Annotated in this window: 14 protein-coding genes; 6 read left to right on the forward strand and 8 right to left on the reverse strand. The window is 66.3% G+C overall.

Annotated features, from left to right (window positions below; translation table 11 throughout):
• Positions 1–2 precede the first annotated feature (2 nt).
• From J7346_RS01130 to J7346_RS01150, 5 genes are read right to left on the reverse strand one after another with little or no spacing between them, the layout of a single operon-like run.
• The gene (locus J7346_RS01130) at positions 3–905 is read right to left on the reverse strand and encodes a glycosyltransferase (protein WP_209116911.1); all 903 of its coding nucleotides are present in this window, start codon (positions 903–905) and stop codon (positions 3–5) included.
• Complete coding sequence (locus J7346_RS01135; protein WP_209116913.1) at positions 902–2,194, reverse strand: glycosyltransferase family 4 protein; 1,293 nt, start codon at positions 2,192–2,194, stop codon at positions 902–904. Before J7346_RS01135 ends, J7346_RS01130 begins: the two co-directional genes overlap by 4 nt.
• A complete protein-coding gene (locus tag J7346_RS15170; RefSeq protein WP_209116915.1) occupies positions 2,191–3,384 on the reverse strand; it encodes a glycosyltransferase in 1,194 nt (397 codons plus the stop codon). The genes J7346_RS01135 and J7346_RS15170 overlap by 4 nt, the downstream gene beginning before the upstream one ends.
• A complete protein-coding gene (locus tag J7346_RS15175) occupies positions 3,377–4,726 on the reverse strand; it encodes an O-antigen ligase family protein (protein WP_209116917.1) in 1,350 nt (449 codons plus the stop codon). The genes J7346_RS15170 and J7346_RS15175 overlap by 8 nt, the downstream gene beginning before the upstream one ends.
• Before the next feature lie 40 nt (positions 4,727–4,766).
• A complete protein-coding gene (locus J7346_RS01150) occupies positions 4,767–6,665 on the reverse strand; it encodes a nucleoside-diphosphate sugar epimerase/dehydratase (RefSeq protein WP_209116919.1) in 1,899 nt (632 codons plus the stop codon).
• A gap of 401 nt (positions 6,666–7,066) precedes the next feature.
• On the opposite strand from J7346_RS01150, the gene J7346_RS01155 reads away from it, so the two are divergent.
• The 6 genes from J7346_RS01155 (at position 7,067) to J7346_RS15180 (ending at position 14,246) form a co-directional block, all read left to right on the forward strand.
• A complete protein-coding gene (locus J7346_RS01155; protein WP_209116921.1) occupies positions 7,067–7,771 on the forward strand; it encodes a polysaccharide biosynthesis/export family protein in 705 nt (234 codons plus the stop codon).
• Between the two features lie 6 nt (positions 7,772–7,777).
• Positions 7,778–8,803 (forward strand): M48 family metallopeptidase, encoded by a 1,026-nt coding sequence (locus J7346_RS01160; protein WP_209116923.1) that lies wholly within the window; start codon positions 7,778–7,780, stop codon positions 8,801–8,803.
• Between the two features lie 191 nt (positions 8,804–8,994).
• A complete protein-coding gene (locus J7346_RS01165) occupies positions 8,995–11,208 on the forward strand; it encodes a polysaccharide biosynthesis tyrosine autokinase (RefSeq protein ID WP_209116925.1) in 2,214 nt (737 codons plus the stop codon).
• Entirely contained in the window at positions 11,208–12,446 is a 1,239-nt protein-coding gene (locus tag J7346_RS01170; RefSeq protein ID WP_209116927.1) for a hypothetical protein, read from the forward strand. Before J7346_RS01165 ends, J7346_RS01170 begins: the two co-directional genes overlap by 1 nt.
• 149 nt (positions 12,447–12,595) lie before the next feature.
• Positions 12,596–12,826, forward strand: a complete 231-nt coding sequence (locus J7346_RS01175) for a hypothetical protein (RefSeq protein ID WP_209116929.1) — start codon at positions 12,596–12,598, stop codon at positions 12,824–12,826.
• A 34-nt stretch (positions 12,827–12,860) separates the two neighbouring features.
• A complete protein-coding gene (locus tag J7346_RS15180) occupies positions 12,861–14,246 on the forward strand; it encodes an O-antigen ligase family protein (RefSeq protein WP_209116930.1) in 1,386 nt (461 codons plus the stop codon).
• A gap of 13 nt (positions 14,247–14,259) precedes the next feature.
• Here the strand turns inward: J7346_RS15180 and J7346_RS01185 are convergent, their stop codons facing one another.
• Genes J7346_RS01185 through neuC form a run of 3 tightly spaced genes read right to left on the reverse strand, consistent with a single transcriptional unit; the run spans position 14,260 to position 17,532 of the window.
• Positions 14,260–15,312 (reverse strand): nucleotidyltransferase family protein, encoded by a 1,053-nt coding sequence (locus tag J7346_RS01185; protein WP_209116932.1) that lies wholly within the window; start codon positions 15,310–15,312, stop codon positions 14,260–14,262.
• Positions 15,309–16,385, reverse strand: a complete 1,077-nt coding sequence (gene neuB, locus J7346_RS01190) for an N-acetylneuraminate synthase (protein ID WP_209116934.1) — start codon at positions 16,383–16,385, stop codon at positions 15,309–15,311. Before neuB ends, J7346_RS01185 begins: the two co-directional genes overlap by 4 nt.
• Positions 16,378–17,532: a UDP-N-acetylglucosamine 2-epimerase gene (gene neuC / locus J7346_RS01195; RefSeq protein ID WP_209116935.1), complete on the reverse strand. Its 1,155-nt coding sequence runs from the start codon at positions 17,530–17,532 to the stop codon at positions 16,378–16,380. The genes neuB and neuC overlap by 8 nt, the downstream gene beginning before the upstream one ends.
• Positions 17,533–17,561 lie beyond the last annotated feature (29 nt).

Consider the following 17,561-nt stretch of genomic DNA (forward strand, 5'->3'; position numbering starts at 1 on the left):
GCCTAGAGATTCCTCAGAAACCGACGCAGCCGCGCCTGGGGGGAGCCGGAATAGACCCGCCGGAAACCTGCGAGCACGTCCGCCGACGTCTCGACCTGCGCCAGGACATAGGGGCTGCCCTCGGCCTGAAAGGACTGGTTGATGGCCTCACCCGCCTTTGTGTTCACGCCGCTGCCGTCATAACCGCTGTTGATCAGCCGGTTGACGCTGGAAAAGATCGTGTCGCGGCCTGTCGCCGTCTGCCACAGGCCGAACCGGATCGACCACGAGCTGACCGTCCCTTTCATCTGGCGCCGCAGCCGGTCCAGGCGATCCGAGCCCGCCGCATTGAAGCGTCTGCGGAAATCGGGGTCGCGATAGAGACGGGCGGCGTCGGCTGCGCTCCAGTCGACCTCCTGCCAACGGTCGGCCCAGGTCGCCCAGCCGGTGCTGCAATTGCGGGGGACCCTCATCACGTCGTGAGGATAGCCGCGGGGGGGCGCCTGCAGGGGACAGAAGCCCGAGATCGAGCCGACGCTCTTGTCCGATGCATAGAAGTCGAGGGCATCGTTCATGAACCGCAGGAAATCGCGCGACACGATCAGGTCATCCTCCAGCACAATGGCCTTTCCCGTGAGGGTCAGCACGTCAGTCACGCCGGTGATGATCGCCTTGGCCAGGCCGTTGTTGGCCTCTGACGCCACGACCTCGAAGACGCGGAAACGATGATGCCATACGCGGTCCGCCAGAACCTTACGGACAGCCTCCACCCCTTCCCGGGCCGCCGCGTTGCGCGGGCCGTCGGCATAGACCCTGACGTGGCTGTCGCCCGCAAGGCTGGCCTCGGCCAGGGCGTCCAGGGTCTGGCGAAGATGGTCCGGCCGGTTGTAGGCGAACACCACGACGGGGGCGAGGGATCCGGTCATCGCAGCGCCTCCCCGTCTCCGGGCACAATTCGTCGATAGGCATCGACGAGCGCCTGGACATTGGCCTCGGGATCGTGGGTCCGTCGGGCCCGCTCGCGCGCCGCGCCGGACAGCCGGTCACAGAGCGCCGGATCGTCGAACAGTCGCTTGATCTGCATGGCCAGCATGGCCGGATCGTCGGCCCTGTACATCAGCACATCGACCTCGTCCGAGGCCATGGAGGGCACACCGCCGGTGAAGGCGCTGACGGACGGCGTGCCGACCATCATCGCCTCGCCCAGCGTATTCGGACTGTTCTCGATGATCGACGACATCACGAACACGTGGGAACGCCGCATACGGTCAGCCATGCCCTCGGCCCCCAGCAGCCCCGTAAACGTCACGCAGTCCTCCAGCCCGTATCGACGGATCAGGCCGCTGACATAGGCCGGATAGCCCAGATGCCGCCGCAGCGAACCGGCCTTCACGGAGTCCGGGCTCTCGCCGGCGATATACAGTTTGAGTCCGGGATAGGCGGGCCGCAGCAACCGGACCGCTTCGAGGACAATATGCGTACCCTTGCGCGGAGAGGCGGCATTGCCGACGAACAGGCTGTGAACCTCATGGTCCTGCGCCTCCCAGGTCGTCTTGTAGAAGGCATCCCTGAGGATGCGACTGCAGTGATGGTAGGTCGCGCGCGGATTGATCGCCCAGGCGTGCGCCCGGTCCCAGGTTGTGCGCCCCATGATGTGATCGGCCAGACGGATGGTCTCGCGTTCGGCCTTCAGCCGCGGCACGAACCGGAAGGCGAAGTTGGCCATCAGAGCGATCGCCGTCAGGGCCGTCTTCGGTCGCAGCGGGTTGAGCATCGACAGCAGCGGCAGGCGGCCGAGATCATAGTTCCGGTTGCCGTTGATCACGCCCTGAAGCGACAGCAGGCCGGGGCCTGACCAGGCACCGAAGAACCGCCGCGTATAGGCCATTTCCGACCCCTCGGCATGCAGCATGTCCGGCGCGAAATCGGCCAACACCTCTGATACCGTGGCCGGGTCGACATCGAAGGGGTCCGACGCCGACTGGGGCATGGCGTAGTAGACGACGCCGCCTTTTTCGATGCGGGTCAGCGTCTTCACCGGGGCCCGCATGGCCACGCCGATCTGCATATCGTCGCGCGCCGCCAGCCGTTCGGTCATCAGGGTCAGCCAGCCGCCGAACGGCGTGGGCTGCAGACCAAGGTCGGGGGCCACGGCCGGAAGGACGATGTTCACGATCCACAGGACGCGGGTCGGGCGACGGCGGGCAGCGCTCATCGGACAGGCCTCAAATGCTCAAGGAAGGCGCGCGCCGGAGCCTGCCAGTGCGGGATGTCGAAGGGATTGGATGCCGCGCACACCGCCTTCATGTCCAGCAGCGCCGCGTCGTCCAGGGTTGCAGCCCGTCGCAGGGTCTCCGCAATCGCCGGTGCCGAAAGGTCCGGAGCGAGAAATCCGTTCTGCCCGTCCGTCAGGTAAAGCGCGATGTCGCTGGTTGGATTGGTGACGACGGGGATACCGAGGCTCGCGGCCTCAACGTATTTCGTCGGAAAGCCCGTATTGGCGATGCGATCATTCCGTCGGAAAAACAGGGAGTAGTCGGTGCTCCGCAGCTCGCCGAGGGCCTTGGCGTGCGGGATACGCCCCAGAAATGTCAGGCTATCGCCCAGTCGGTCCAGCAAGGGCGCATGGTCCGGCCTGTCGGCGAGGTACTGGTCCCGTGTGATGCCGACGACCCGGAACTCGAACCCCACCCCCGACGTGGCGAGCCTGTCGAACCCCTCCATGGCCACGGGAAGCCGGTCCTTGACCATGCCCAGACCCGGACTGCCGGCATAGAGGAAGCGGCGACGTCCGTCCGACCGGGCCAGGCGAGGCGGGACGGGCGTCCACCTTGCGGCCGTCGCATCCACGACCCAGGTCAGCTTTGCCGTGTTGCGGGCCGGGAGCCGCGCCACCGACCAGTCCGATACGCCGATCGCATTGTCGGCGAGCCGGCAGATGACGTCCTTTTTCAACACGCTTTCGAACAGCCGGTAGAGGTTCCGCAGAACCTTCGAACCCTCCCAGCCGTAGAAGTCCGCCATTTCAATCACGACCGGGACCTTGAGCCGCTTCATGGCCTGGAGGATGCGAAAGGCCCCTATCGCCGGATGGTTGTAGAGGATGACGGCCCTGATGTTCCGGACACCGATCGCCGCCACGACGGCGGCCACGGAGTCGGATGAAACATCGTATCGTCCAAAGCTCTGCCCCGGCATCGGCCGACGAACATCGATGCAGCGAATCCCGTCTACCACGGTTTCGGTCGGGCCGGACGGCGGTGGCTCGCCCGCGCTGATCTTGCCCATGATGATGGGATCCAGCCCGATCGACCGGTACAGCCTGGCCATGCCCACGGCGCGGGTCGCCGAGGCGGTCAGGTCCGGAAGGCCGTATCCACCGACAAGGATGACAGTCTCAGGCACGGTCGCCGCCTGGCGGGGTTCGCCTCGCCGGCACGGGGCGGACCAGATCGGCCTGCGACGACCACCGTATCCTGAGCCGCTTGCGGGGCAGCGGCACCGGCCCGGCCCGTGAGCGCTCGACAAGATCGCAGGCCACGGGGACCATGATGAACAGCACGACGCCGAGGCTGGAGAAGGTGTCATTCAGCAGCGGCAGCAGGATCATGATCGCCAGGATCGAGAAGGCGAGGCCGAAATTGTCGCGCATGCGCTGCATCATACGCACCGGCAGGTAGGTCAGCAGGTAGACGAAGACCGAGCCAACCGCGATGCCGTAGCGGGCGTAGGTGTCGAGATAGGCCGAGTGCTTGCCCACGTCCCGGTTGATCAGAACACCGAACACCGGGCTCTGGAGGAAGAGATTCAGGCTGCGTATGTACCGGCTGACGCGGTCATCCAGTGTCCCCTCGCTCTGGTCATTCTGGAGGGTCTCGATGACGTCCCGCACCTTGCGATAGTACGGCGTCCCCTCGGTCAGCGGGTAAAGCAGCTGGAGCAACGGCACCAGGGCAACCTGCAGGAACATATAGGCCACCATCATCATCAGCGGCATCATCAGCAGCAGGAGCGGGCTGCGCCGCCGGAAGACAAGGGACAGGCCCAGCGAGAAGACCATCAGGATGATGGCGATCGAGAAGCCGGCCCTGACAACCAGCGCCATGCCAAGGACGACATTCGCGAAAAGCAACGCCGGGACGAGAAAGGGCACCCGGCTGGCCGCCGCCATCCATCGCGGCGTCTCCAGGGGTGTGAACCTGCGGACGTTGATCAGCGCAAGCATCAGGGCAGGCAGGATGACGACGGCCCCATAGACGAGGGGATAGCCGCCGACGCCTTCCGATGACACCTCCTGCGCATACTCCGACGACCGCGTCAGAAGGCGCGCCGTATGGGTCCCGTACTGGTCGAACGCCGTGTAGGTCGTGAAATACCAGATGGGGAGCGTGATCACCATGAACCAGAAGATCGGGGCCATGCTGCGCACATTGTGCCTGCGGCTCTCGTAGAAGATCACGAAGAACAGCATAATCCACATCTGGATGTGCCAGCCGTACTGCCTGTACTCCCCGAGGAAGGCCTCGATCAGCGCCGTGTAGCCGATGAAAAAGAGTGTCAGGATCACCGGCAGGGTGGGGCGTGTCAGAATACCTCCTGGCCGGACCAGCTCCAGAAGCGCCCACAGTGCAACCGCCCCGACCGCCGCGATGCGGTAGATCGTCCCGTAGGCCAGCAGGGGCGACGTGGCCCACAGGCACAGATAGCCGACCGCCAGATTCTGGACGTCTAGAATCTTGAACTTCACGGTCGACCCTTCCCGGCCGGGGCCGTCTTCAGGAGGCGATTCATGGTCTGCGGATGTCCCGGATGATTTCGGCGACCAGCATGGTAACCTCGTGCCCGCGCCCTCCCAAGGCCGCAAGGACCAGGGTCTGCAGACGCGCCGTATCCAGCCGCCCGGCACTGCGCCGGCCCATGACCTCAAGGATCCCTTCCACACAGGGGCGGGGCGCCTCGCCGTCGTCGGAGAGGGTTTCCGCGATCTTCTCCCCCTTCTTCAGGCCGGTGAACTCGATCCTGATGTCGACGTCCGGCTTCTTGCCGCTCAGCTCGATCATCTGGCGGGCAAGGTCTGCGATGCGGACCGGCTCACCCATCTCAAGAAGGAATTTCGACGGCCCCTCGTCGGCCCTCGCTGCCTTGACCGCCGTACTGTGCAGGACCAGCTGCACCGCCTCGGGGATCGTCATGAAATAGCGGTTCACGTCCGGGTGTGTCACGGTCACAGGACCGCCCCGGGCGATCTGGTCCCGGAAGATCGGCACCACCGAGCCGGCGGAGCCCAGCACATTGCCGAAGCGCACGGCGGAAAGACGGGTCTCGCTGTCGGGGACCAGTTCCAGCAGCGTTTCTGCAATCCGCTTGGTCGCCCCCATGACGTTGGACGGGTCGACGGCCTTGTCGGTCGAGATCAGCACGAACTGCCCGGCCCGGGCGTTGATCGCCGCCCGGATCACATTCCAGGTGCCCTGTACATTCGTCAGCACGCCTTCCGCCGGGTTGTTCTCGACCAGCGCGACGTGTTTCAGCGCGGCGGCGTGAAAGACGATGTCGGGCCGTTCCTCTTCGAAGACCTCGCGGATTCGCGCCTCGTCTCGCACATTGGCCAGGACGGCGCGGCGACCGATGCCCGTACTCACTCCCCCCAGTTCCCGGTCGATCTCGAACAGCGCGAATTCGGAGTGATCCAGCAGGGTCAGGTGCCCGCAGCCGAACTGGACCATCTGCCGGGCGATCTCGGACCCGATACTGCCCCCCGCACCCGTTACCAGGATGCGCTTGCCCCTTATCAGGTTCTCCACGGGACCGGACGGCAGGGCGATAGGCTGGCGGGGCAGAAATTCTTCCAGCGGAATTTCGGTCAGCAGATCGGCATTGATCCGCGGCTCTCCCACCTCGGTCAGCACATGGGGCCGCAACAGGGTGTGGCCGGCATTCTTGAGCTCGCCGATCCGTTGGGGAGTCAGGCCGAACACCTTGACCGGATCCTCGAGGAACAGGATGGCCGATGCCTTCTCGCCCCGGAGTGGTGTGGGCATCCGCCCGGTCCGCCAATCCGCCAGTTCCGCCACGAACGGCACGCCATGCAAGCGCATGCCCACCTCTTCGGATCGCGGGGTCACCACGCCGACAGGCTGGTACGGCTGGGTAGGATCCGCCATCAGATGGCGGATCTGGCGATCCGCATCTTCCATGGTCCCGACCAGCAGCAACGGCTTGCGCCCCGAGGCCGTCTTTCGCCACCAGGCCGGCAGCAGGTGGTCCGAGAGTCGGGTCTCGCGCGGAAGCCGCCAGGCCACCCGGGCGCCGACCAGAAACCCGAGGCTGAGCAGCCAGGCCAGCGGCAGGACAGAGCGCGGCAGTTGCAGGCCCCGGTCCATGAAGAAGATGGCCAGGATGAACAGGGCCATGGTCAGGGTGACGTTCCGGGCCAGCGCCACAACGTCCCGGGCCGATGAAAAGCGCCAGGCGGCCCGCTCGGTCTGGAAGATCGCCTCCACTCCCGCACCGATCAGGGCGAACAGGCTGGCCCAGCCGAGCACACGGACGGCGTCCGGCGCGACGAACCACCACTGCAGCGGCAAGGCCCGGCGAAGTTCATAGGCAAGGATGAACCCGAGGAAGAGGGCCGCTATGTGGAGCAGGTACTTGGCCGTCCAGGAGAATGTCAGCGGGGTACGCATGCCTCGGCCCAATATCGACAGATCATCAAACGACAATGACGAGCCAGGCGTGCGGGACGCTGGTCCGTAGAAGGATCGCACCCTGACAGGATATCCCCGAAGGCACACGAAATCATCAGCACCTGTCCTGTCCCCCGGTGATGGCCACGGATTCCGCCCTCTCGCGGAATGAGGACACGCAACACGCAATGCAACGGTCCGGTCCCGACGTCCTTCGCCAAATAGCCCGCATATGCCTGGCAGGCTTTGCCTAGCTATTTCCGGCAGGTCCACCCCAAAAACGGTGAATCCCCTGAGGGAGCCCGTGTGGGGATGACGTCGCGCTGAAGGCAATCAGACTGGCGGTCATAGCCCTCATGGGGTATCCGGTCGTGCCGGAGCCAGACCGGCGAGGAGTTTCCATGAATACCGCCATGCGCCTGATATCGCTTTTGTTCGCTGTCCTCGCCCTTTCGGCCTGCGGATCATCAGGCCGTGATAGCGGCAGCGTCACCGCTGCCACCGCCGTGGATTCCTATGCCTTGCCGGTCGGAGCGGAATTCACGCCGCCCGAGGACTACAGGATAGGCGAAACCGATGTGCTGAAGGTGTCGGTCTTCCGGGTTCCCGAGCTCTCGTTCGACCAGCTGCGGGTGGATTCCTCTGGCAACATCCAGATGCCGCTGATCGGCAGTGTCCGGGCGGCGGGCCTGACCTCGTCCGAGCTGTCGGCGTCCCTGACCCGCCAGCTGGGGGAGCGGTACCTGCGTGACCCCCAGGTCACTGTGACCATCGTCGAAGCCGCCAGCCAGAAGATCACGGTCGACGGCGCCGTCGCGCAGCCAGGCGTCTATGTGATGCGCGGACGGACGACCCTGATGCAGGCGGTGGCCATGGCGCGGGGCCCGTCGCGCAGCGCCGATCTGTCCAGCGTCGCCATCTTCCGGACCATCGACGGGCAGCGGATGGTGGCCGTGTTCGATCTCGGTCAGATCCGCAACGGCCAGGCCGAGGATCCGGTCGTCCTGGGCGAGGACGTGATCGTGGTGGACACCTCGGTCCTGAACAGTGCCCTGCAAGCCGCGATCAGCGCCGCTCCGGTCCTGACCCTGTTCCGGCTCTTCTAGGATCCCATGTCCGCCCCCCGCCCCTGGGCGAGATGGTGTCTGGTCCCCTGCCTTGTCCTGACGGCTGCCCTCTCGGCGTGCGGATCATCGGTCCCCGCGACGGCCTATGGCGATGAGGCGCTCGTCGACACGCCCGGGCAGAGGCTGGCGGCGCTGAGCCTCCTCGACAGCCGTGTAAACGCGATCGGCTACCGGCTGGTGACGGCCAATGTAGAGCTCTGCCCGGAGACCGGGCCGGCCACGGGCCTGCTCCTGCACGCGGAAAGCCAGTACTCGGACTATCTTCGCACGGCGGCTCGCGAGCGCTGGTCGCTCGACGGCGATCTGCCGGGCGTGGCCGCCGTGGCGCCGGACAGTCCGGCCGCCCGCGCAGGGTTGAAAGCCGGCGACCTCCTGCTTTCCGTCAACGGACAGCCCTTCGATCTCGGACATGTCGACGAACCTGCCGCCTTCGACGGACTGGCGGCCAACATCGATCGTCTCGACGCGGCGCTGGCCGACGGACCGGTCCGCCTTGCCGTTCGGCGAGCCGGTACCGAGCGGGAGGTCGTGGTCTCCCCGATAACCGCCTGCGCCTATGTCTTTCAGGTCGACCCCTCGACCGACCTGAACGCCCTGGCCGACGGCCATCGTGTCTACATCTCGTCGGCGCTGGTCGCCTTCGCCGAAATCGACGATGACCTCGCGGTGGTTCTCGGTCATGAGATGGCGCACAATGTGCTGAAGCATCGCCAGTTTTTTGATCAACGGGGCGTCGCCCGATCCCTGCTCGGCAATTTCGGTAACGCCCCCTGGGAGTTGCGCGCAGCAGAGAATGACGCGGACCGGGTCGGCCTGTTTCTGATGGCGCGCGCGGGCTACGATCCGACGCGGGGGCTCGTGTTCTGGGAGGCGCTGGTCCAGCGGAACCCCGACCTGCGCCTCGGCTCCTGGGGACACCCGGGTACCGGAACGCGCAGGCGCACCTTCGAGGCCGCCCTCGACGAAATCCGGTCGCAGCAGGCTTCGGATCAGGTTCCGACGCCCTTCTAGATCCGGTCCCTTTTTTCGTCGGGATGCCGGAAAGCCTTGGCCGTCGTCCTCCATGCGGATCCCCTCAACCCCCTGTGGAGGCGGACTGTCTGTCCCGACTTGGCATTTGCGGCTCGCCCGATAAGGATCGATGCGCTATCAGCCCAAAAGGGGCGATCTGTTTCGTCAGGATAACGATTTAGGACTGGACTATGGTCGGAGACCGCATGGGCAATGGCGCGGGGCAGGGCCCGGCACGTGAGGGTGTGACCGGCTTTGGCGCCTTTCCGGACGCGGACCGTTCGGGCGAGATCGACCTGGCCAAATACTGGGCGCTGGCCCTGAAGCACCGACTGCTGATCGCGGGCTGCGTCATCGCTGCGGTGGTGATCGCGGTCGTCGTGACCCTCATGACACCGCCGACCTACACGGCCGTGACCACGATCCAGATCGACCGCGAAGCGGCGCGCGTCCTGAACACCGATGACGGCATGCCGCGCGAGCTGCCGGTCGGCGATGAGTTCTTTCAGACCCAGTACGGGCTGCTGCGCAGCCGCTCACTTGTCGAGCGGGTCGTCGACAGCGAGGGGCTGGCGAATTCCAACGACTTCATCATCGGCATGGGCGGCGAGTTCGAGGCGCGGGAGGGCGAAACGGCCACCCAGCAGGCGGCCCGCCGTCGGGCCAAAATCATCGGCCTGATCGCCGGCAATCTCGGCGTCTCGCCGGAGCGGGGATCCCGACTGGTCCGCATCACCTTCTCCAGTCCGAGCCCCGCCATTTCCGCCCGGATGGCCAATGCCATCGCGGAGAACTTCATCGAGGCGAACCTGGCCCGGAAGTTCGATTCCTCGCTCTATGTTCGGGACTTCCTCGAGGAGCAGATTGCCGAGACCAAGGCCCGGCTGGAAGATACCGAACGCCAGCTGGTTCAGTATGCGGGCGAACAGGAAATCATCAGCCTGTCCGATTCCGAGACCGGTTCGGGGCAATCGCTTGTGTCCACCAGCCTGGGGACCCTGAACATTGCCCTGGGAAGCGCCCGGGTGGATCGCATCGCGGCCGAGGAGCGCTGGCGCCAGGCCCAGAATGCTCCTGTGTCGAGCATTCCCGAAGTACTCGCCAATCCGGCCTACCAGGCGCTGGTGCAGCAGAAGATCGAACTCGAGTCCGAGTACCAGCAGAAGCTTTCGGTCTACCAGGCAGACTATCCGGAGATGGTCGAGCTGAAGGCCCGCATCGATGAGCTGACGACCCAGATTCAGCGCACGGCCGTGTCCATTCGCGATGGCATTCGCGCCCAGTACCAGATTGCCCTCAATCAGGAGCGCTCGCTCCAGAACCAGGTCAATGCCCTGAAGGGTGAGGTTCTGGACCTTGGCGATCGCAGCGTCCAGTACAACATCCTGGCGCGCGAACTGGACACCAGTCGTCAGCTCTATGACGGGCTGCTCCAGCGCTACAAGGAAATCGGCGTGACCGGTGGTGTGACGAGCAACAATGTCTCCATGGTGGACCGCGCGAACCCGCCCGGTAGCCCCTCCAGCCCGAACCTGCCGCTCAACCTCATGCTGGCCCTGACCATGGGCCTGACAATCGGTGTCGTCGCTGCCCTGTTGATCGAGGCCCTGGATGACCGGCTGACGACGCCCGACGATGTGGAGGCCAAGCTGGGCGTTCCGGCTCTTGGCGTCATTCCCATGCTGGACCGCGAGAAGACGCCCGACGAGGCCCTGCGCGACATTCGCTCGCCCTTCTCCGAAGCCTATTATTCGTTGCGAACCGCGCTGCAGTTCTCGACCTCGCACGGCGCCCCACGCTCCCTGCTGGTGACCAGTACCCGTCCGGGTGAAGGCAAATCGACGACGGCCTTCGCCACCGCGCTCAATCTGTCGCGTATCGGCAAGCGGGTGCTTCTGGTGGACGGAGACCTTCGCAATCCCTCCATGCACCGGGTCCTCGAGATCGAGAACAGTCAGGGCATGAGCAACTTCCTGTCGGGCCTGTCAGAGCTGACCGGCGTGGTGCGCAAGACCCCCTACTCCACCCTGGACTTCATTCCGTGCGGTCCGCTGCCGCCGAACCCGGCCGAGCTGTGGGGCGGTTCGCGCCTGCAGGACCTGCTGGATCAGGCCTTTGCGGTCTATGACCATGTGGTGATCGACGGGCCGCCGGTTCTCGGCTTTGCCGATGCCCCGGTGCTGGCCTCGTCGGTGGAGGGTACGCTGTTCGTGCTGGAGTCGCGGATCACCGGCCGCCGTCAGGCGCGCGGCGCACTGCGCCGCCTGATGATGGGCCATGGCCGCGTGCTGGGCGCCGTCCTGACCAAGTTCCAGGCCGGTCGGACCCGCCATCAGGGCTATGATTACACCTATGACTATAATTACGGGGCTGAAGCCGGCGACAAGGCCGGCCGCAAGGTGTGATGGCGGAATCTGACGCTCCCGGGTCCGGGAAGCCGTCGGGCCTGACCGGTCTGTGGCCTGTCGCCCTGGCCGCAGGCCTGATCTGGCTGGGCTGGCAGGTTATGCTGGTGCCGATTTCGACCTTCGCCCCGCCCGAGCATGCCGTCCGTCTGGCACCCGGATCGGCGGATGTCCTGTCCCACGCGGCCGAGGCCGAAGCGATGGCGGGCGACATGGAGGATGCCGCCTATCTGGCGCGTCTGGCCCTGTCCCGGGCGCCGTTTGATGTCGAGGCGCTACGGGTGCTGGCTCTGGCCGAGTCCGATGCCGGGCGCGAGGACCAGGCCGACCAGTTGATGACCCTCGCGGGCAACTGGAGTCTGCGGGACAATGTGGCCCACGGCTGGCTGGTCGAAAGCCGGCTGCGTCAGGGCAACTACGCCTCGGCCTTCGCTCATGCCGATACACTGATCCGCCGCCGTGCCGATCTCCGGCCCCAGGTCTTCAACCTGTTTTCGACGGCGGCGGAGATGGACCCGGCCGCCGGCGCCTATCTGCTGGGCGAACTGGCCGAATCCCCGCCGTGGCGGGGCGAATACCTTCGCAGCCTTTACAAACGACCGAACGGCATCCAGCTGCTGGCCAGCCTGGCCGTCGGTCTGGAAAAGACCTCGGCGCCCTTCTCCGATTCCGAACTCGAGGCGCTGTACACGGCGCTGTACGAAGGTCGCCAGATTGCCGGACTGAAGACTGTCCGTGCGGCGCTGGACCGGCCGGCAGCCGATGCCTTGCTCGTCAATGGAGCCTTTGCGGACGAGCCTGCGGTCAGGCCGTTCGGCTGGGACCTTGGCGTGGGTCCCGGCATTGCGGTCGCCATGCTCAACGACGATCGAAAGCCTGAACTGACAGCGCTCAGGGTGATTCACGACGGTCGCAACCAGCAACCCCTCGCGACCCAGACCCTGACGCTCGGCCCCGGAACCTATCGCCTGACGGGCCAGCAGAGACTGGAGAACGGGAGCGGGCGTACCCAGTTCGCGTGGGAAGTCCAGTGCGTCGGAGCGACTGATATTCTGGGAGAAAGGCGATTCGACCTGGATATGGCCGCCCAGGCCGAATGGTCATCCTTTGATGTGCGCTTCACGGTGCCCGGATCGGGCTGTGAGGCCCAGACCCTGCGTCTGGTCCCGAGAAACACCGGGCGGCGGACCGCCATTGTCGTCTGGTTCTCGCAACTCTCGCTGGTAACCGCGCGTTAGGGATGCACCGGGGCAACAGATGCACTCGGAGTCTGCATTGCCGAGGCGAAACCGGCTTTTTTTCTTGCCATGTGCAACCGGTCCGACCTAAAGACATTCTCACAGGAGCGGGGAAACCCGCGCATTGATTTTGATTAAAGGGGATTTGCATGCGTAAGACCATCGCCGCAGCCTCGGTTGGTCTGCTGCTGATTGCAGGCCAAGCGGTCGCCGCTAACAACAACAGCGCCGTGACCCGCGTCGGTGATCGTGTCGGCGCCACTGCCGAAGCTGGCAACCAGTTCGCTGGCATCCCGCTTCCCGTCATCCTGATCGGCACCGCCGTGTTCGTCGGTGTGGTCTCGGTGTTCTCGGACGACGACGCTCCGACCAGCCCGTAAGAGTTTCGATCCCGCTCAGGGTACGAGTGCGTAAGTGAGCGGGTCGTTTCTGAAACGATTAAGCCAGTGGGATGCTTTGGCCATTGCGGCCGGTGTCCTGCTGGCTTTTTCGTTGTTTCTGGGCGGCGCCAGCCGCGCCCACGCCGTGCCGCTCGCTCTCGTCGAACTGGCCGCCCTGCCGGTCCTTGGACTGGCCCTCGTCCGGATGATCCGGTCCGGAGCGTGGAAGGACCACCGCTTCCTTCTGGCGCTGGCGGGTGCGGCCATGGCGCTTCCGCTTCTCCAGCTTATCCCGCTGCCCTATCAGATCTGGGCGTCGCTGCCCGGGCGTGAAGGCGCCGTGCAGGCCCTGGAGCTGGCCGGAATCAGCCCCGCCTGGCTGCCCATCTCACTGGCCCCCGACCAGACCTGGCAAGCCTTCCTGGCCCTCCTTCCTCCGGTTGCCATGCTGCTCGCCGCGCTCACGCTGGATCGGCCCACCGTCAGCTGGATGGTATGGGCGATCCTGGCATTCGTGGCCCTGAGCATCGTTCTGGGCACTCTGCAGATCACCCTGGACAGCCGCACCTTCTATCCTTGGGCGACAACCAATTTCGGCTCGCTGGTCGGCTTCTTTGCCAACCGCAACCACATGGCCACCCTGTGCCTGATCGCCGTGCCCTTTGCCGCCGCTCTTGCCGGCAGTGGCCTGAACGGCAGAGGCCGCGACTCGGGTCTGCGCGTCTGGGTCGGCCTGCTGGTGATTGGCCTTGTGATCGTGGCGCTCGGCGCCATCCGCTCGCGATTCGGCGTCATTCTGATCGGGCCGGCCCTCATCGGCAGTCTGCTGGTCGCCTGGATTTCGTCCGGGCGCGGCCGTCCCGGCCCCCTGGTCCTGGGAGCCACCGCAGCCGCCGCTGTCGCCTTCGGCATTGTCGCGATCTTCGCCCTTGGCCCCGCGCTGGAGCGATTCGACAACGACCCCGCCAACGACATCCGGTTCGAGAATTGGCCCGTGGTCGTTCGGGCCGCCCAGGATTTCCTGCCCCTCGGTTCGGGGCTGGGCTCTTTCGACCCGGTCTACCGGTCCTATGAGCCGGTCGAGACCCTGAAGGCGGCCTATTTCAACCAGGCGCACAACGACTATCTGCAGCTCTGGCTGACGACAGGCTGGATGGGCGTCGCCCTGATCATCGCCGCCTTCGTCTGGTGGGGACGCCGGTCCTGGAGTGCATGGCGCGCAGGGGCCAGCCTGAACCGCGACCTGCAAAGAGCGGCTTCGGTCGCCCTGTTGCTGATCGCCGCGCACTCTGCGGCCGATTATCCCCTGCGGACCGAGACCATGGCGGTGATCTTCGCCCTCGCCTGCGCGATTCTCGATGGCGCCGTGCATGCCTCGCGTCTGGCCGCCGGGCGCCCCGCGCCGTCGCGGGCCCCCTGAACCGACAGCCGTTCTAACCGCCGAAGACGGCGCCGAACTCGGCGTTGGCGCGGTCGTAGTCGGGCGGACGGCCGATATCCAGCCAGTAGCCCTCCGCCCGGTGCGGACGCACGGCCAGGTCAGCGTCGATCAGGGCCTGGATCAGGGTCGGCATGTCATAGGCCTGGCCCCGCGGAATCCGCTCCAGCGCCGGGCGCGACAGCACATAGACCCCGGCATTGATGTTGAAGACCTGGCTGGGCTTTTCCTCGATGCCGCTGATGCGACCGTCGGCGGCGCGGATAACCCCGAAGGGCACCTGCATCTCATAGTCGCGCACGACCACGGTGGCGGCCGCGCCATCGCGGATGTGGGCCTCCATCACCTGACCATAGTCGACGCGGGTCAGGACATCGCCATTGGTGACCAGCACCGGCCCCTCGACCTCGGGCGGCAGCAAGGACAGGGCGCCGCAGGTGCCCAGCGGCCGGTCCTCGCGCAGATAGCCGATGTTGAGCCCGCGATCCGACCCGTCGCCGAAGTGGGCCTCGATCTGGTCGGCCATATAGTTCACCGACAGGAAGATCCGCCGGAAACCCTGAACCGCGAGGCCGGAGATGATGGTCTCGAGTATCGGGCGCGGCCCGACGTTGAGCATGGGCTTGGGCGTGGTACGGGTCAGCTCGGCCAGACGCTCGCCCCGCCCCCCTGCCATGATCACCACCGGCTCGGGCCGCTCGGGCACATCCAGCAGGTCGCCGACGGTCGACAGACCGGTCACCCGCCCGTCTGCATCCACGCGGGGCAGCTGGCGCAGTTTACGGGCCCGCAGCATGGTCAGGGCCGCGCCCTCATCCAGGCCGTCCGGGGCCACCACCGGCGTGGTGTGCACGAACGGACGGCAGGCCTGCTCCAGAGCAGCGCCATTGATCAGGGCCCGGCGTACGTCACCGTCCGACAGGGTGCCGATCAGCACACCGCCCTCATCCACGACGAGAGCAATGCCGACACCCGCCGCATCGATGGCCTTCAGCACCTGCCGCAAGGGGGCGTCCGGGCCGACCAGGGTGCGTTGCCAGTGCTTCATGGCTCGATCGCCTCATCCGGCTGATAGTCGCGGCCTGCCGGTCGGCCGTAGAGGGCAAAGGCCTGATGGGGCTCAAGGCCATCCGCCGGGCGCTTGGCCGTCAGCATGTCGGGTGCCCAGACCTCTCCGGCCCGGACCTTGCGCGTAGCGACCAGCGACCGGCGCGCGACAATCCGGTTGGCCATTTCCTCGAACGCAGGACCCTTTTCGGCATGGCCCAACGCCTGTTCGACCTCCCGGATGGCGCGGACCATGGCCGCCAGCTCGTCCGGCTCCAATGAGGCCGCGTGGTCGGGCCCCTGGCGGTCACGGCTGAGGGTGAAATGCTTCTCGATCATCACCGCGCCCCGCGCCACGGCAGCGATGGGAACGGTGATACCCAGCGTATGGTCGGAATAGCCGACAGGCAGGCCGAACGTCTCTCTCAGCGTGTCCATGGCCCTGAGGTTCACGGCCGACAGCGGCGCCGGATACTGGGTCGTGCAGTGCAGCAGCACCACCTGACCCTTGAGCGCCGCCCGCGCAGCCTCGGTGTCGAAAGCGGCCAGCGCCGTCTCCAGATCAGGCGGCAGGTCGCTCCGCATCCGGCCCCAGGCGATCAGGGCCAGCGCCTGACGCACCTCATCCAGCGTCGCCATGCCGGTCGAGACCGCCAGCGGCGGGCCTACGCGGGCGGCGGCGATCAGCATTTCGCCCCAGGTCAGATCGCCGGACGGAATCTTGATCCACGGCATGCCCAGCCCCGCGACCAGCGCCAGACTGTCCATGTCGAAGGCCGTGGACATGAAGGCGATGCCGCGCGCCCGGCAGCGCTCGACCAGCGCCGGGTGATCCTCTGGCTTCAGCTCCAGCCGCCGCACCATGTCCAGCTGGGTGCCGCCCTCGCCCGTATTGGTCACCTGATACTCGGCCTTGAGCGCGCGGGCAGTCAGGGCGGCCTCGGCTCGGAAGGTCTGGAATTTGACGGCGTCGGCCCCGGCTTCGGCAGCGACGTCGATCATGGCGAGCGCATCCGCCAGCGAGCCGTCGTGGTTCACCCCCGCTTCGGCGATGATGAAGACCCGGTCAGCCACCGGCGACCTCGATATCGATGAACCGCTTGTGCATCAGGGCTTCGCGCTCGGGCAGGGACGTCAGGACCGACAGGATGCGCGGGACAGTCTTTCCATCTCCATAAGGATTGAGCGCGCCGGACAGGTCGGCCGAGAAAGCCTCGTCCAGTGCCGCGCGGATGGCCTCAACCTCGCCGGGACAGTGGAAGACAGTCTCCCCGGCCAGCCGGCCCTGCTGCCGCACGCCGACGTCGACAGTCGGAATGCCGAGCGAGGGGGCCTCGGTCAGGCCGCTGGAGGAGTTGCCCACCACCGCCCGACAGCGCGCCATCAGGGGCAGATAGGCGGCGCCGAGGGCCGCATGGACCGAGACATTGGCCCGCCCCTTCGCCCACTCATCCAGACGCCTGTTCAGCGCCTCATGCCCCGGGTCGGCATTGGGCCGGGTGATCCAGAGCCGGGTCGAGGCCGGCTGCGCTTCCAGAGCCGCGAGCAGGGCCTCGAACTCGACCAGCCCGCCATCCGACAGCAGGGTGACCGGGTGGAAGCAGACCAGCAGATTGTCCGCAGCCAGCGGACAGCCCAGCAGGCGTTCCAGTTCCGCATCGGGAACGGACGCAGCAGCGGTCAGACTGTCCAGCGAGGGATTGCCGACCCTATGGATGCGCCAGTCCTCCTCTCCCAGCTGGCGCAGGCGGCGCGCGGCCTCTGTATGGGTGACCAGATGAAGCTGGGCCAGTTTGCTGACCGCATGGCGGATGCCCTCGTCGATCGCGCCTTCGGTCACATCGCCGCCACCCAGATGGATCAGCGGCAGGCGCAGCAGCATGGCGGCCTGGGCCACCGCCAGGATCTCGTAGCGGTCGCCGACAATCAGCACGGCATCGGGCTTCAGCCGGCCCAGCGCCTCGACCACGCCGGTCAGGACGGCGGCGCTCCCTCGCGCGGCGGCAGCGGCATCGTCGCCTTCCAGCGGCATCGGCACCAGGGCATCGGCCTCGATCAGGCCGTCGGCGTCCGAGCCGAACCGCGGGTCGGCATGGGTACCGGTCAGCAGCAGCTGTCCCCTCGTGCGCGGATCGGCGCGCAGGGCGTCGACGATGGGGCGGATCAGGCCATAGTCGGCCCGGCCACTGCTCACCACACAGATGGTCACGCGTTCCGCCATGCGCCTGCTACAGTCTGCCTTGCCAGAGT

Origin of the sequence: Brevundimonas sp. A19_0, from assembly GCF_017744255.1 — a bacterium.
GTDB lineage: Bacteria > Pseudomonadota > Alphaproteobacteria > Caulobacterales > Caulobacteraceae > Brevundimonas.

Coding starts and splice junctions, on each gene's coding strand:
- J7346_RS01170 (WP_209116927.1), top strand. CDS start 11,208: ATGGCGGAATCTGACGCTCCCGGGTCCGGGAAGCCGTCGGGCCTGACC.
- J7346_RS01135 (WP_209116913.1), bottom strand. CDS start 2,194: ATGAGCGCTGCCCGCCGTCGCCCGACCCGCGTCCTGTGGATCGTGAAC.
- J7346_RS01185 (WP_209116932.1), bottom strand. CDS start 15,312: ATGAAGCACTGGCAACGCACCCTGGTCGGCCCGGACGCCCCCTTGCGG.
- J7346_RS01130 (WP_209116911.1), bottom strand. CDS start 905: ATGACCGGATCCCTCGCCCCCGTCGTGGTGTTCGCCTACAACCGGCCG.
- J7346_RS01165 (WP_209116925.1), top strand. CDS start 8,995: ATGGTCGGAGACCGCATGGGCAATGGCGCGGGGCAGGGCCCGGCACGT.
- J7346_RS01150 (WP_209116919.1), bottom strand. CDS start 6,665: ATGCGTACCCCGCTGACATTCTCCTGGACGGCCAAGTACCTGCTCCAC.
- J7346_RS01160 (WP_209116923.1), top strand. CDS start 7,778: ATGTCCGCCCCCCGCCCCTGGGCGAGATGGTGTCTGGTCCCCTGCCTT.
- J7346_RS01155 (WP_209116921.1), top strand. CDS start 7,067: ATGAATACCGCCATGCGCCTGATATCGCTTTTGTTCGCTGTCCTCGCC.
- neuC (WP_209116935.1), bottom strand. CDS start 17,532: ATGGCGGAACGCGTGACCATCTGTGTGGTGAGCAGTGGCCGGGCCGAC.
- J7346_RS01175 (WP_209116929.1), top strand. CDS start 12,596: ATGCGTAAGACCATCGCCGCAGCCTCGGTTGGTCTGCTGCTGATTGCA.